The sequence below is a fragment of the Bradyrhizobium sp. Ken01 genome (genome assembly GCF_055807355.1).
Genome location: NZ_JBVVPC010000027.1, coordinates 99,645 through 114,190 on the forward strand (window position 1 = coordinate 99,645; position 14,546 = coordinate 114,190).

The following is a 14,546-nucleotide window of genomic DNA, read 5'->3' on the forward strand; positions in this document are numbered from 1 at the left end:
GCATGGTGAAGCCCGACGCTATATGGAGACAATGTGACGAAGCGATTACGCGCGCACGCGCTTACGCGTTGCCGGCGGCCCGGAATTGCGCGCCGGTACGCTGCAGGTTCTGCGGCAGGCTGAATAGCACCGCTTTGCGGTCGGCAACCGCCGCATGGAACTGGTCGAGCGCGATGTTGAAGGCGGTGAGCGCACCTTCCTCGATCGCGCCGTGGTCGTAGCAGCGCAACGTGTCGCGCAGGATCTCGTCGGCCTCGGTCTGCATCTGATCGAGATCTTCGGTCGTCTCGCTCTTTCGTGCGGCGGTGATCATGTCGAGCAGCCGCTCGCGCAGATGGCTGTTGTTGTCGCGCTCGTCCTTCTTCAGATAGCCCGCAAACCAGGCGCCGATCGAGCCCATGGCCGAGAGCGCCATCAGGGTCCACCAGATGTAATCGCTGTACCTGTCGAGGAACGTCTTTTCTTCGCCGTCGACGAAAGCGGCGGCGCCGGGATGCACGGGAATCACCGCATCCTTGTCGGTGTCGGGCGTTTCGATCTTCGCCGCCAGCGGGAATTCCGTCACCAATTGCTGGCGGACGGAGAATAGTTGGCGCGTGAACGCCGCGATGGTGGTTTCGGACACGGCCTTGCGCGCCACGATGTGGTGCGAGAAGCTGATGGTCTTGACCTCGTCGTCGGGACGATCGGGCGAGCCGCCGTAAGTGCCCGCGGGAATCTCGGCCGCTTCATAGACGGGATGATTTTGCGCAATCGCATCGGCGGAATCGATCGCGAGGAAAGTCGGGGTGCCGAACTCCTTGGCGGAAGTGGCGATCGCGTCCGAAGTGATCTTGCTGTTGACGGGACCGGCCGCGAGATAGGCATCGACCTTCTGAGACTTGATAGCCTCGGCAACTTCATTGGCCGGGAATTGCACGATCTCGACCTTGGCGGGATCGACGCCGTATTGCTGCAGGATTACCTTGAGCAAATTGACGTTGGCCTGGGTGCGGCCAACCACGCCGACCCGATGCCCGGCGAGCTGCGCGATCTTGGTGATCTTCGCGCCCTTCTTCTTGCCCTTGACCGGTATAGACCACAACACCACGACATTCTTGCGCAGGGTCGCAACGGCTTGCGCGTTTTTCGGCACGTCGAGATCGCCGCGCACGATGGCAAGATCGGCTTTGCCTTCCGCCACCAGATTGGCGCTGGCGGTGGCGCCGTCGGTCTGGATCGGACGCAGTCGCACAGAGCTCTTGTGCTGTGCGAAGGCCTGGGTCAGTGCCTGCACGACCTTGACGTCGTCGCTGTTGGCGGGGCCGACCGCGATCTTCAGCGTCACCGGCCGCATGGCAAAGTAGTAGCCGCCGGCGAGCGCGCCAACGATCGCGAGCACCAGCGCGAGAGTCACGAGCGCCGTCTTCCGCGCCGACGATCGCGGCGAGGGCGGGGTGGGCGCTTCGGCCAGGTCCAATCCCCCGGTCATCGATCTCCCGAATAGTCGCTTGAGGCTCAGTTTCATCTTGGCCCGCGATTTACGCCCGCAAGTGTAGCAAATTTCTTGTCCGGCAGGGTTACATCTCCGTCATGGTTAGCGGATGGGGTCTAATCCCGTATGAACCCGGGGCGTCGGTGCGGTGTTAGGGTAAAGTTCCCCTAAAAGGATGGAGGCGACGATGGCAGAACGGCTCTCGGCGGAGGCGCGCAGGCAGGCGCTGGGCGGACTACCTGATTGGAGCGAGGTTCAGGGACGCGACGCGATCGGGAAAACCTTTGTCTTCAGGGATTTCAACGAGGCGTTCGGATTCATGACGCGCGCGGCGCTGGTCGCCGAGAAGATGGACCACCACCCCGAATGGCGCAATGTCTACAAGACGGTGGAGGTGCTGCTGTCGACCCATGACGCCGGCGGCCTCACCGCGCTCGACATCGAGCTCGCCAAGGCGATGAACGCCATCGCCAAGCTGACACCAGGCTGACGTCTTGCGGGGACCGGCCGAGTTCCCATCTTGTGATCAGCCGGGGATGCGGCGATCTGCCACCCCTGACGCGACCCTTGGCTGGAACGGGGAGTTTGTCGAACATGGCTGCCGAACACAGTGTCGGTTTCGAGCCGGCCGACCGGCTCGCGGAAGATCGTGAGAGCGTGCGCCGCCGCTTCTGGCGCAAGCTGAAGCGTGTCGCCGCGCGACTGCCGTTCGCGGAGGATCTGCTCGCCGCCTACTACTGCGCCTTCGACCGGCAGACGCCGCGCCATGTCCAGGCCTCGCTGCTCGGCGCGATTGCCTATTTCATCCTGCCGTTCGACTTCGTTCCCGACGTGATGCCGATCCTCGGCTTCACCGATGACGCCGCCGTGCTCGCCACCGCGATCCGCATGGTCGCGAGCCATATCACGAACGAGCATCGCGAAGCGGCCCGCGCCGCGTTGAAGCGTGGGGTGGTCGAGGGCGACGCGGAAGCCGCGCAGTAGCTGTCGCCGCATCCTTCACTGTCATTCCCCGCGAAGGCGGGGAATCCAGTACGCCGCGGCTCATCGATTCAACAACACTCGTGACGGAGTCCTGGATCGCCCGGTCAAGCCGGGCAATGACAGTTGAGTATGTGGTGACGATGTCGCAACACTCTACGCGCCGACACCCTCACGGATGCAGGATCACCTTGCCCATGGCCTGACGTCCCGCGAGCACCTTCAGCGCGTCGGCGGTCTGTGCCAGCGGGAAGACACGGTCGACATGCGAGGAGATTTTTCCTTCCGCTGTCCACTTCACAAGCTTCTCGAGATTGGCGCGGTTCTTTTCCGGGTTAAGTCGGGTCCAGGCGCCCCAGAACACGCCGCGGATGTCGCAGCCCTTCAGCAGCGCGAGGTTCAGCGGCATCTTTGGAATGTCGCCGGCAGCAAAGCCGATCACGAGGAATCGGCCTTCCCAGGCAATCGAGCGCAGGGCCTGCTCGGCATAGGTGCCGCCCACGGGATCGAAGATGATGTCGACGCCCTTGCCGCCGGTGAGCTTTCGCAAGCCTTCCTTCAAATCTTCCTTGCCGTAATTGAGCGTGAGTTCCGCGCCGTGCGCCTTCGCGAATTCGAGCTTCTCGTCCGACGAGGCGCAGGCGATCACCTTCAGGCCCATCAGCTTGCCCAGCTCGCACGCGGCAAGTCCGGTGCCGCCGGCGGCGCCGAGCACCGCGAGCGTTTCGCCCGGCTTCGGGCTCGCGCGATCTTCCAGCGCATGCAGCGCCGTGCCGTAGATGATGATGATGCCGGCCGCGCGGTCATAATCGAGATTGTCGGGGATTTTCACGATCGATGCGGCCGGCAGCGCGATCTTTTCGCGCGCCCCGTTGTGGCCGCAGGAGGCGACGACGCGATCGCCGACCTTCAGATCGGTTACGCCGGGACCGATGCTCTCGATCACGCCCGCAACTTCGGCGGCCGGCGAGAACGGGAACGGCGGCTTGATCTGGTACTTGCCCTGAATCATCAGGATGTCGAAGAAGTTCAGCGCCGCAGCCTTGATCGCGATCACGGCTTCGCCGGGACCGGCCACCGGATCCGGCACGTCGGCCAGAACGAGATCGTCGGGCTGGCAATATTGCGAGCAGAGGATGGCTTTCATGGCGGCACCTTCTTGAGAGCACTTGGCGTTTCGAGGCAGAATTATAGTTTGGCTGTTTCTGCCGGATTTAGCACGGTCCCACAATCCGGTTTCTTTGTCTGAAATTGCATTCGGTCCTATCCTCGTCATTGCGAGCGAAGCGAAGCAATCCAGAATCCGTGCCGCGGAAATAGCCTGGATTGGTTCGCTTCGCTCGCAGTGACGGAAGAAGAAAAGGGAGGAATCAAACGATGTTTGAAACAGGCCTGCTCAAGCACAAGCGCATCCTCGTCACCGGCGGCGGTTCGGGTCTCGGTGCTGCGATGGCGCACCGCTTCCTCGCGCTCGGCGCCGAGCTCGTGATCTGCGGCCGCAAGCTCGACCGGCTCGAGGCGGCGGCGAGCGAGATGCGCGAAGAGACAGGCGGCAAGGTCACGACGATCGCCTGCGATATCCGCGACGGCGCCGCCGTCGAGAGCATGATGGACGCCATCTGGCGCGAGGCGCCGCTCGATATTCTCGTCAACAACGCGGCTGCGACTTTCATCGCGCAGAGTGAGCATCTCTCATTCCGCGCCGCGGATGCGATCCTTGCGCCGACGCTGCATGGTGCGATGTATTGCACGCTTGCCGCCGGCAAGCGCTGGATCGACGGCAAGCATGGCGGCGTCGTGCTCTCGATCCTCTCGACCTCGACCATCACCGGCCGCGCCTTCACCGTGCCGTCGGCGATGGCGAAGTCGGCCGTGCTGGCGATGACCAGGAGTCTCGCTGTGGAATGGGGCCCGAAGGGCATCCGCACCGTCGCGATCGCGCCGGGACCGTTCCCGACCGCCGGCGCCTCGGGTCAGCTCCGTCCCGAGGGTCGTGACGAAGGGTGGGCCGCGCGCAACCCGATGGGACGCGCCGGCGAGCATAGCGAGCTTGCCGACCTCGCCAGCTTCCTGGTCTCCGACCGTGCCGGCTACATCAACGGCGAGATGGTGGTGATCGATGGTGGCGCGCATTTGCGCAGCTCCGGCGCCGAGGATCTGTTGCGCTGGACCGATGCGCAATGGGCGGAGCAGCGCGCGGCGCGATCCAGGGCCTAGCCGCCGCGAGCTTCGCTAACTGCCTTCCCAAATTGGACTTTCCCGGGTATCCCTGCCGCGGGGACAACGCGCGGCCGGGCCATCTTCCAGTCACAATATTGAGGGAACCACTCCAGCATGTGGCGGGTGCTGATTTTAGCTTTGATGACGGGCGTGGCGGCCTGTGGGATCATCGATTCCACGCGGGCGCAGACGGCGCAACCTGCGCCCAAAACTGCACCGAAATCGGCTGCGCCGGTCGCCAATACCACCGGAAAAACGGCTGCAAAGCCCGAGAGCAAGCCGGCGACCCCGCACGCGGCGGTTGCGGGCGGTGCCGAGCCGACCCTGATCGGTCAGTTCGGCACCTGGGGCGCCTATTCGGCCGCGCCCAATGGCAAAAAGGTCTGCTTCGCGCTGGCCAAGCCGTCGTCGTCGAAGACCAACCCGCCGAATCGGCCGCGCGATCCTGCCTATGCCTTCGTCTCCACCCGCCCGGCGGAGAAGGTCAACAACGAAGTCTCGGTCATGATCGGCTACGCGCTGAAGCCGGGCTCTGAATCCTCGGTCGAGGTCGGCGGGGCCGCTTTCGCCATGTACTCGCAGGGCGACGGTCTCTGGATCAAGAACGCGGCCGAGGAAGAGCGGATGGTCGAGGCCATGCGCAAATCCGCCGATCTCGTGGTCAAGGGCATGTCGTCCAAGGGGACCGAGACGACCGACACCTTTTCGCTGAAGGGCCTTGCCCAGGCGCTCGACAAGATCGCGCAGGATTGCAGGCGTTAAGCCTGCGGTCGATAAGGTCGCAATCGGCGGTTCCGGTTGCTATATAGGGGCGGTTCCAAAGGTACAGACGTCATGGCCGGGCTAGAGCGCGAAGCGCGTATCCCGGCCATCCACGCGCTGGATACGGACAGAAAAGAACGTGGATTGCCCGGGACAAGCCCGGGCATGACGAGACAGCAGCAGCAATCTCAGGCACCGATGACCGAGCCGCACAACGCAACGCTGGTGGAGAAGACCCCGCTCGAAACCTATGTGCCGCCGGCCAAGCCGTCGCTGATCGGCCTGTCGCGCACCGAGCTTGCCGATCGCCTCGGCGAGATCGGCGTCGCGCCGGCGCAGCGCAAGATGCGCGTGCAGCAGCTGTGGCACTGGATGTATTTCCGTGGCGCCCAGAATTTCGAAGAGATGACGTCGGTCTCGAAGGGCATTCGCGCCGAGCTCGCGCAACATTTCACCGTCGACCGGCCCGAAGTCGTGGCGGAGCAGATCTCCAACGACGGCACCCGCAAATGGTTGCTGCGGTTGCCGAGCGGCGACAATGTCGAGCGGGCGCATGAAGTCGAGTGCGTCTACATCCCCGAAACCGATCGCGGCACGCTGTGTGTGTCCTCCCAGGTCGGCTGCACGCTGAACTGCTCCTTCTGTCACACCGGCACGCAGCGCCTGGTGCGCAACCTCACCGCCGGCGAGATCGTGGGACAGGTGATGGTCGCGCGGGATCGTCTGAACGACTGGGCCGATCGCGAAGACGGGACGCGTCGCGTCACCAACATCGTGATGATGGGCATGGGCGAGCCGCTCTACAATTTCGACGCGGTGCGCGACGCGCTGCTCATCGTCGGTGACAACGAAGGCATCGGCATCTCCCGCCGCCGCATCACGCTGTCGACTTCGGGCGTGGTGCCGAACATCGTGCGCGCGGGCGAGGAAATCGGCGTCATGCTCGCCATCTCGCTGCATGCGGTGCGCGACGAGCTGCGCAACGAACTGGTGCCGCTCAACCGCAAATATCCGATCAAGGAATTGCTGCAGGCCTGCCGCGATTATCCGGGCGCCTCGAACGCGCGGCGCATCACCTTCGAATATGTGATGCTCAAGGGCGTCAATGACTCGCTCGACGATGCCAAGCTGCTGGTGAAGATGCTCAAGGGCATTCACGCGAAGATCAATCTGATCCCGTTCAACCCCTGGCCCGGCACCGCCTATGAGTGCTCGGATTGGGACCAGATCGAAAAATTCTCCGAATACGTCTTCAACGCCGGCTATTCCTCGCCGGTGCGCACCCCGCGCGGCCGCGACATTCTGGCCGCCTGCGGCCAGCTCAAGTCGGAGACGGAAAAGCTTTCGGCGCGCGAGCGCCAGACGCTACGCGCCATGGCGATGACGGACTGAGCTGATGCGCGCACATGCTCTCGCAATGACGGCGAGGGTGGCGTGATGTCCCTGATCGGCCGCCTCGTCGTCATCTTCATCGGCTTTCTCGCCGCCTGCTTCGTCGGCGGCATGATCGTCGTCGTCGCGCTGTTGTTTCCGGAGTTCGCCGATCTCGGCGCCGGTCCCGTCGACCAGGGCACGATCGATATCCTGCTCGGGTTCGGCTTCATCTTCGTTTCCGGTTTTGCGCTGGTGCCGGCGGCGGTGATCGTCGCGATCACCGAGGCGCTCTACATCCGCAGCGCGCTCGCCTATGCCGTGGGCGGCGGGGTCGTGGGGCTCGCCTGCTATCTCGGGCTGGTCCCGTTTCATTCCGACACGCTGCAATTCGAAGGCATCGTGCGGCGGCATCTGGAGATCATGACCGGCGCGGGTATCGTCGCCGGTGTCGTCTACTGGCTGATCGCCGGCCGCAATGCCGGCGCCTGGCGCAATCCGCCGCTGCCGCGCAAGCCGCCTCCGCCACTGCCGTCGAATTCGCGGCCGGATTGAGGTGCCGTCATTGCGAGGAGCGAAGCGACTAAGCAATCCAGACTATCGCCGCGGATGGATTCTGGATTGCTTCGCTTCGCTCGCAATGACGGATTCCAGGGTTTTCATCCCCTCCCCACTCGGCTAAACCGCGCGCCATGAACCGGACTGGACTCTTCATCGCCCTGGCGCTGTGGCTCGTGATTGGCGTTGTTTTCGGCCTCTATCCCGAGCTTGATCTCAAGCTCGCCGCGCTGTTCTTCGACCCCGCGACGAAGTCGTTTCCGCTCAAGCTGAACGATTGGGCCGGCTTCGCGCGCGATGCCGCGATGTGGGTCGCCTGGGCCTTCGTGCTGCCCGCGCTGGTCGCGCTTGTGGTCAAGATGGTCAAGCCCGACCGCCCGCTGATGGTATCCGGGCGCGCGATCGTCTTCCTGCTGGTCACGATCATCATGTCGGCCGGCATCCTTACCAATCTCGCCTTCAAGTCCTATTGGGGCCGGCCGCGCCCGGTGGTGGTGACGCAGTTTGCCGGCGACCAGCAATTCGTGCCGTGGTGGGACCCACGCGGTGGCTGCGCGCGCAACTGCTCGTTCTTCTCGGGCGAGGGCGCGACCGCGTTCTGGACGCTGGCGCCCGCCGCACTGGCACCGCCGCCGTGGCGACCGCTCGCTTATGCCGGAGCCGTGATGTTCGGGCTCGTGACCAGCGGGCTGCGGATGGCCTTTGGCGGCCACTTCTTCACCGATGTCTCGATCGCCGGCCTCGTCACCTTCGTCGTGATCTGGTTTGCCTACGCGCTGATTTACCGCTGGCCGCGGACCCGGTTTTCGGACGAGGCGGTCGATGCGGCCCTGACCCGGCTGAACATGCCCGCCTACCGGCTCCGCCAGCGCCTGTTCGGCCGCAAGGCGGGTGCCGAGCCGTCAGTTTGAGCCATTAAAGGGGTGCCGAGCCCCGCGAAATTTGATATTCGCGCGGTCAACCCGTGAAACGACATCCGCCCTTCGAGACCGATTGGAAGCCCAATGACCACGATCCTGAAAAGCCTGCCCAAGGGTGAGAAAGTCGGCATCGCTTTTTCGGGCGGCCTCGACACGTCAGCGGCGCTGCTCTGGATGAAGCAAAAGGGCGCGCGCTGCTACGCCTATACCGCCAATCTCGGCCAGCCCGACGAAGCCGATTACAACGAGATCCCGCGCAAGGCGATGGAGTTCGGCGCGGAGAAGGCGCTGCTGGTCGATTGCCGCACGCAGCTCGTCCATGAAGGTATTGCCGCGATCCAGTCCGGCGCCTTCCACATCTCCACCGGCGGCATCACTTATTTCAACACCACGCCATTGGGGCGCGCGGTCACCGGCACGATGCTGGTCGCAGCGATGAAGGAGGACGGCGTCAACATCTGGGGCGACGGCTCGACCTTCAAGGGCAACGACATCGAGCGTTTCTATCGCTACGGCCTGCTGACCAATCCGGGCCTGCGCATCTACAAGCCCTGGCTCGACCAGCAGTTCATCGACGAGCTCGGCGGCCGCGCCGAGATGTCGGCGTTCATGACCGCCCAGGGCTTTGCCTATAAGATGAGTGCCGAGAAGGCCTATTCGACCGACAGCAATCTGCTCGGCGCGACGCATGAAGCCAAGGATCTCGAAAGCCTCGACAGCGGCATCAAGATCGTCAACCCGATCATGGGCGTGCCGTTCTGGCGTGACGACTGCAACGTCAAGGCCGAGAAGGTCGTGGTGCGTTTCGAGGAAGGCCAGCCGGTCGCGCTGAACGGCCAGACCTTCAGCGATCCCGTCGCGCTGTTCCTCGAAGCCAACACGATCGGCGGACGCCACGGCCTTGGCATGAGCGATCAGATCGAGAACCGCATCATCGAGGCCAAGAGCCGCGGCATCTATGAAGCGCCCGGCATGGCGCTGCTGCACATCGCCTATGAGCGCCTCGTCACCGGCATCCACAACGAGGACACCATCGAGCAGTACCGCATCAGCGGCATGCGCTTGGGACGTCTGCTCTATCAGGGCCGCTGGTTCGATTCGCAGGCCCTGATGCTGCGCGAGACCGCGCAGCGCTGGGTCGCGCGCGCGGTCACCGGCGAGGTGGCGCTCGAGCTGCGCCGCGGCAACGACTACTCGATCCTCAACACCGAGAGTCCGAACCTCACCTATGCGCCGGAGCGGCTCAGCATGGAGAAGGTCGAGGACGCGGCGTTCACACCGGCCGATCGCATCGGTCAGCTCACCATGCGCAACCTCGACATCAACGATACCCGCGCCAAGCTGAAGCTCTACAGCGACACGGGCCTGTTGTCGGGCAGCGAAGGCTCGCAGATCTTCCGGCTGGAGAGCGACAAGGGCTGAGGCATCTGCTCGTGTCCCGGACGCGATGCAGCGCGAAGCGGTGCGTCGCAGAGCCGGGACCGACGCCGATCCAACTGCATCGATAGTATGGGCCCCGGCTCAGCAGCGCATCACTACGTGCTGCGCTGCGTCCGGGGCACGCGACTGGAAAAACAAAAATGGCCGGGATTGCTCCCGGCCATTTTGCATTTGTGCTTCGCCTCAGCGCGGCGGCGCGGTGCCGGGCGGGGGCGGCGGCAGCGAGGCCTGGCCGCCATTGAGCAGCGGCGTGATGTTGCGGACGGTGACGCGCCGGTTGATCGCGCTCGGCCCTTGCGTCTGCTCCTTCAGGTACTGCTCGCCATAGCCCTGCGACGTCAGGTTCTCAGACGGCACACCGAATTGCTGGGTCAGCAATTCGGCGGCGGACTGCGCACGACGATCCGACAATGACAAATTGTCGACGTCGTTGCCGACCGCGTCAGTGTGTCCCTCGATCAGGAACACCGCGCGCGGGTTGGCCTGGATCGCCTGATTAAGACCGTCGGCGATCACTTGCAGCTTGGCCGCCTGATCCGGTGGGATCGTCCACGACCCCGTCTCGAAACTGATCGAGTTGACGTCGATGCTCGGCATCTGCATGCGAACATTGGGGCTGTAGCGGATTTCGTCGAGCGTATAACGCCGATCGATCCGCTGCACCGGTGGTGCCCGCATGGTCTGGTAGATCACGTCCGGCGACGCCTCCTGGGCATCGACGATATAGCGGTCGTAGGGAATGTTCACGACCGGCGGCGGCGCGTCGACATAGAAGCCGCCGACCGACTGCGGATCGCGGTAACTGTTGTCGATGATGATAAGCTCGCGGCCGCGAGGATCCCTGCGAATTCGCCGCAGCAGCCGACCGTCCGGACCGACAACAGTAATGATCTCGCTGCCATCGGGACGGATCACCACGGTGCGGGTATCGGCGCCGACAGTCTCGGTGCGGATGTCGCGGGCGCCGTAGCGGAAGCGATACAGATCGTTGCCGCGGACGTATGTCTGCCCACCGGGATCGCGGATGATGATGCGGTCCGGCTCGGTGTAGACGGTGCGACCGCCTTCGACGGATTCGCGCCGCTGATTGTGGAGGTCTGCGATGGTGGCTCCGATCACGGCACCGGCCACCACGCCAGCACCGATCGCGAGCGGCGTGAGGTCACGCTGCGGCGGACGCGGTGCTGGCGGCAGCGGTGCTGCGATCCTCGGCGCGGTTCGGAAGGCTGGCGCAACCGTTGGCGGCGCGTATTCCGCCCTGTTGGGCGGAGGCGTTGCGGCCGCGGAGCCCGGGACGGTGCTCGGCGCCGCGGCGCCGGCGGGGGGAGCTGGCGGTCGAGGCGGGGCGCCTGCCTGCGGCTGGGTCGGCGGAGCTCCGGCAGCGGGCGCGCCAGCAGGAGGCGTTCCTCCCTGCTGACCGGGGGTTGGCGCCGCGGTTGGAGCCGGGGTCGCGCCAGGAGCGGGCGTGGGTCCCGCACCGGGACGTCCGGGCGGGGGCGTCGGAGCGCCACCGGGGGTCGGCGTGGCCGTCGGCGCGGGTGTGGCGCCCGGAGCAGGTGTTGCTGATCCTGCAGCCGGGGGCGCGCCAGGACGTCCGCCGGGGGGCGGCGCACCGGGGCGGCCAGTCGGCGGCGTGCCCGGCGTGCTGCCCGGAGCCGGCGTTGCGGTCGGCGCAGGTGTTGCTGTCGGAGCAGGCGTGGCGGTTGGGGCAGCAGGCGTCGCCGGGCGCGCTGCGGGAGCAGCAGGTGCCGGGGGAGTTGCTGTCGGCGCAGGCGCAGGCCGTCCCGAAGGACCGGCCGCAGCCGGAGGTGTCGGTGCGTGCTGCTGCGGAGCGGCGGTGGGCGGTGTGGGAGCCGGACGAGCCGCGGGCGGCGTCGCAGGCGGAGGCGTCGGCGCATGCTGCTGCGGAGCCGCGGCGGGCGGCGGTGCCGGGGGAGCCGGGCGTGCCGCGGGCGGTGCAGGAGGCGGCGCATGCTGTTGCGGAGCCGCAGCCGGTGGCGGCGAAGGCGGCTTCGGGGCGGCAGGGGGCGGCGGGGGCGGCGGCGGTGCCGGACGGGCTGCAGGTGGCGGCGGAGGCGGGGGCGGCGCAGCCGGGCGCGGCGGTGCGGCAGCCGGCGGAGGCGGCGCGGGCGGATGGGGCGGTGCAGCTGCGGGCGGCGGTGCGGCCGGGCGCGCGGGCGCCGCAGGCGGCGCGGCCGCTGGCGGTCCCTTCGGCGGCTGCTTCGGTTTTCCGTCAGGGCCGGTCTCTTGTGGCTGCGCCTGTGCCACGACGAGCGGCGCCGCGCCTTGCGCATGCGATGCGGAGCTTGCGAATTGCATCGCGGTCAGAGCCGTGGTGGCAAGCAGCACGAAACGAAGATTAGTCATGATGGTGAACTTCCCCGGAAGGTTCTTTGACGAAGTGTTGGGATGAACAGCTACGCGTTAGGCCGGATTGTGGCGGACGCAGCGGACGCGGCCCGATTTATTTCTGCACGCAAATCACCTCACTATGGTGACGTTCATTGCGCATTCAGACGCAGGTTGCAATTGCCTTGGATGTGATGCGTCGCCTCATGCGCGATCCCGCGGCGGACTTGCGTCCGTCGCGGGATTCGGCGTGAGCGGTCCGTTCGGTCCGCGTGATGGAATCTCTTCGGGCATGCGGCCCGGCAATTCGTCGGGCGGCGCTGGCGAGCCGGGCTCGCGCACCGGCGGCGCGATTTCAGGCTGCGGATTGCCCGGCGGAATCCCCGGTGGCGGCTCGGTGGGCGTGCCCGGTGTCGAAGGTGGAATCTCGGGCGGCTCGATCGGCATTACATCGAGACCTTGCGGTTGTCGCCGAGATCGGGCCGCGTGTTCGTCACCGCCGCGGCCGCCATCTTCACATAGGAGATTACGGTGCCGGGCGAGTCCCAGAACTCGGCATCGTCAGGCGTGATCTTGAGCACGCGAATGTTGGGATCTTCCGCAGAATCCCACCACGCCTTGGCCGGTGTCGAGAACAGCTCCTTGATCTTCGCACGGTCATTGGAAACGACAGCGGTGCCGGTCAGCGACACGTATTTCTGGCTGCCCGCATCCGCGAACGACAGGTTGATCGACGGATTGCGCGCGATCTCCTCGTCCTTGTGACGCCGCGCGTCGGTGAGGAAATATATCGTGTCCGCGTTGCGATCGAGATAGGCGCTCATCGGTCGCGCGCGGAGCTTGTCGCCATCGCGCGTCACCAGCATCGCGAATCCGATCGTCTTCATCAGATCCCACACGCGATCCAAATCGCCATCGATATCGCGGGCATTGTCGTTGGCCATGTCGTGCTCCTTCTTGCAAGGGACGACAACGGCGCGCGCGGAACGAGGTTCCGGCCGAAGAATGGAACTTGTCTATTCCGGTGCGTGGCAAACGGCCTCGATGTTGTGTCCGTCAGGGTCGAGCACGAAGGCGCCGTAATAGGTCGGATGATAATGCGCGCGGATGCCCGGCGGCCCGTTGTCGCGCCCGCCCGCCGCAATCGCCGCGTCGTAGAACGCATCCACCGTGGCGCGGTCCTTCGCCAGAATCGCGACATGTACCGGCTTGTTCAGCGCGCCCTCGCCGCCGATCCAGAAATCCGGCTTGCCGTCGGCGCCGAAGCCCGCGGCCGGATCGTGTCCGGTCTGCTCCTGGGTGACCTCCATGATCAGGCTGTAGCCGAGCGGCGCCAATGCCTTGGCGTAGAACGCCTTGGCGCGCTCATAGTCGGAGACCGGGAAGCCCATATGGTCGATCATCGTAACCTCCGTCGTTCATGGTCAGCGCGACAGAAACGTATTGCTCCGTGTCTTGCGCGCAACCACAAAGCCGCGCGCGACCATGTCAGCGATACAATCTTGCCGCCATTCCTTTTGTGACAGATGCTCGATCACCACCGCGCGCGGCCAGAGCGATTGCGGCGCGTCGCGGAAGAATCCGATCAGCACGCGATCCTCGAAGCCCTCGACGTCGATCTTCAACGCGTCCACCTTGGTGACGCCGGCTTCGTCGAGAATGCGCGTCAACCGCAGCGAGGGAACCTTGATGGCCTCCGCGCTGGCGGTGCCGGTGACGACATGCGTGGCGCCGAGATTGCCGCCCCCGCTCTCGATCATCAGTTCGCCGTCGCTGTCGCCGGCAGCCGCCTGCACCAGGCGCACTTGCGTCGCTTTCGACGCGGCCTGGTTGAACGAGAGCCGTCCAAAGGTCATTGGATGCGGCTCGATCGCGACCACTTTGCCTGATGGGCCGACCTGTCGCGCCATCACCAGCGCAAAGGTGCCGACATTGGCGCCGACGTCCACGAATACGCCACCCGCCGGGGTGTGCTGGCGCAGGAAGTCGAGCTCGTCGAGATTGTAATCGGGATTGAACAGCGCACCGCGCTCGGTCGCGCTGCCCTGGTGATAGAAGCGAAACGACGCGCCCTGGTACTCCACGTCGACGGGACCGCCGCGCAGCAGGTTCACCAATCGCGACAGCCACGGCCGGAACGCGCCGCGCTTCAGCCCCGACTGTGCCGCGAGGCGAATGATCGCGGCCTGCGCCGGGTTCGGCGCAAACGCGCCAAATGGCGCGGACGAAGGGGCATTGTCGTTCGGCAAGTCAAAGTCCTCGTTGCAAGCGGCGCATGCATAGCCGGATTCGCCGGGGACTCCAATCGTTCACGAGAGGCCGGTAGCCCGAATGGAGCGTAGCGTAATCCGGGGGTCTTGCCGCGCGGACAGACTTTCCCGGATGGCGCTGCGTTCCATCCGGGCTTCTGTAACGGGCCTTGGTTAGTCAATCCCTTTTTGCGGCATCCTCTCGCCGGGAACCTGCTTCTG

The 14,546-nt window shown here is 65.3% G+C and carries 15 protein-coding genes; 8 read left to right on the forward strand and 7 right to left on the reverse strand.

Annotation, left to right across the window (positions count from 1 at the left end):
- Positions 1–61: 61 nt before the first annotated feature.
- Positions 62–1,507, reverse strand: coding sequence for a TAXI family TRAP transporter solute-binding subunit (locus AC0L3S_RS24315; RefSeq protein WP_473265566.1), 1,446 nt, complete (start codon positions 1,505–1,507; stop codon positions 62–64).
- Between the two features lie 154 nt (positions 1,508–1,661).
- Here AC0L3S_RS24315 and AC0L3S_RS24320 point away from each other — a divergent pair, with 154 nt between their 5' ends.
- Entirely contained in the window at positions 1,662–1,964 is a 303-nt protein-coding gene (locus tag AC0L3S_RS24320) for a 4a-hydroxytetrahydrobiopterin dehydratase (protein ID WP_473281757.1), read from the forward strand.
- A 104-nt stretch (positions 1,965–2,068) separates the two neighbouring features.
- Positions 2,069–2,458: a YkvA family protein gene (locus tag AC0L3S_RS24325; RefSeq protein WP_473265564.1), complete on the forward strand. Its 390-nt coding sequence runs from the start codon at positions 2,069–2,071 to the stop codon at positions 2,456–2,458.
- 169 nt (positions 2,459–2,627) lie between these two features.
- Here AC0L3S_RS24325 and AC0L3S_RS24330 read toward each other — a convergent pair whose 3' ends face one another.
- Positions 2,628–3,602 carry an NADPH:quinone oxidoreductase family protein gene (locus AC0L3S_RS24330; protein WP_007598751.1) on the reverse strand — a complete coding sequence of 325 codons (975 nt, stop codon included), beginning with the start codon at positions 3,600–3,602 and terminating at the stop codon, positions 2,628–2,630.
- A 230-nt stretch (positions 3,603–3,832) separates the two neighbouring features.
- Here AC0L3S_RS24330 and AC0L3S_RS24335 point away from each other — a divergent pair, with 230 nt between their 5' ends.
- The 6 genes from AC0L3S_RS24335 (at position 3,833) to argG (ending at position 9,708) form a co-directional block, all read left to right on the forward strand.
- Positions 3,833–4,672: an SDR family oxidoreductase gene (locus tag AC0L3S_RS24335; protein WP_473281759.1), complete on the forward strand. Its 840-nt coding sequence runs from the start codon at positions 3,833–3,835 to the stop codon at positions 4,670–4,672.
- 117 nt (positions 4,673–4,789) lie between these two features.
- Positions 4,790–5,437: an invasion associated locus B family protein gene (locus AC0L3S_RS24340; RefSeq protein WP_473281761.1), complete on the forward strand. Its 648-nt coding sequence runs from the start codon at positions 4,790–4,792 to the stop codon at positions 5,435–5,437.
- Positions 5,438–5,635: 198 nt separating this feature from the next.
- A complete protein-coding gene (gene rlmN / locus AC0L3S_RS24345; protein WP_354064777.1) occupies positions 5,636–6,829 on the forward strand; it encodes a dual-specificity RNA methyltransferase RlmN in 1,194 nt (397 codons plus the stop codon).
- Between the two features lie 45 nt (positions 6,830–6,874).
- Positions 6,875–7,363, forward strand: coding sequence for a hypothetical protein (locus AC0L3S_RS24350; protein ID WP_473281773.1), 489 nt, complete (start codon positions 6,875–6,877; stop codon positions 7,361–7,363).
- A gap of 137 nt (positions 7,364–7,500) precedes the next feature.
- Positions 7,501–8,277 (forward strand): phosphatase PAP2 family protein, encoded by a 777-nt coding sequence (locus AC0L3S_RS24355; RefSeq protein ID WP_007604204.1) that lies wholly within the window; start codon positions 7,501–7,503, stop codon positions 8,275–8,277.
- A 93-nt stretch (positions 8,278–8,370) separates the two neighbouring features.
- Positions 8,371–9,708 carry an argininosuccinate synthase gene (gene argG, locus AC0L3S_RS24360; RefSeq protein ID WP_473248802.1) on the forward strand — a complete coding sequence of 446 codons (1,338 nt, stop codon included), beginning with the start codon at positions 8,371–8,373 and terminating at the stop codon, positions 9,706–9,708.
- A gap of 201 nt (positions 9,709–9,909) precedes the next feature.
- Here the strand turns inward: argG and AC0L3S_RS24365 are convergent, their stop codons facing one another.
- The 5 genes from AC0L3S_RS24365 to AC0L3S_RS24385 form a co-directional block, all read right to left on the reverse strand.
- Positions 9,910–12,093, reverse strand: coding sequence for an OmpA family protein (locus tag AC0L3S_RS24365; RefSeq protein WP_473281763.1), 2,184 nt, complete (start codon positions 12,091–12,093; stop codon positions 9,910–9,912).
- A gap of 186 nt (positions 12,094–12,279) precedes the next feature.
- Positions 12,280–12,522: a hypothetical protein gene (locus AC0L3S_RS24370; protein WP_007604217.1), complete on the reverse strand. Its 243-nt coding sequence runs from the start codon at positions 12,520–12,522 to the stop codon at positions 12,280–12,282.
- A complete protein-coding gene (locus tag AC0L3S_RS24375) occupies positions 12,522–13,019 on the reverse strand; it encodes a pyridoxamine 5'-phosphate oxidase family protein (protein WP_473264715.1) in 498 nt (165 codons plus the stop codon). The genes AC0L3S_RS24370 and AC0L3S_RS24375 overlap by 1 nt, the downstream gene beginning before the upstream one ends.
- 72 nt (positions 13,020–13,091) lie before the next feature.
- Positions 13,092–13,478 carry a VOC family protein gene (locus AC0L3S_RS24380; protein ID WP_473281765.1) on the reverse strand — a complete coding sequence of 129 codons (387 nt, stop codon included), beginning with the start codon at positions 13,476–13,478 and terminating at the stop codon, positions 13,092–13,094.
- A 21-nt stretch (positions 13,479–13,499) separates the two neighbouring features.
- Entirely contained in the window at positions 13,500–14,324 is an 825-nt protein-coding gene (locus tag AC0L3S_RS24385; protein ID WP_473281767.1) for an FkbM family methyltransferase, read from the reverse strand.
- Between the last annotated feature and the right edge of the window lie 222 nt (positions 14,325–14,546).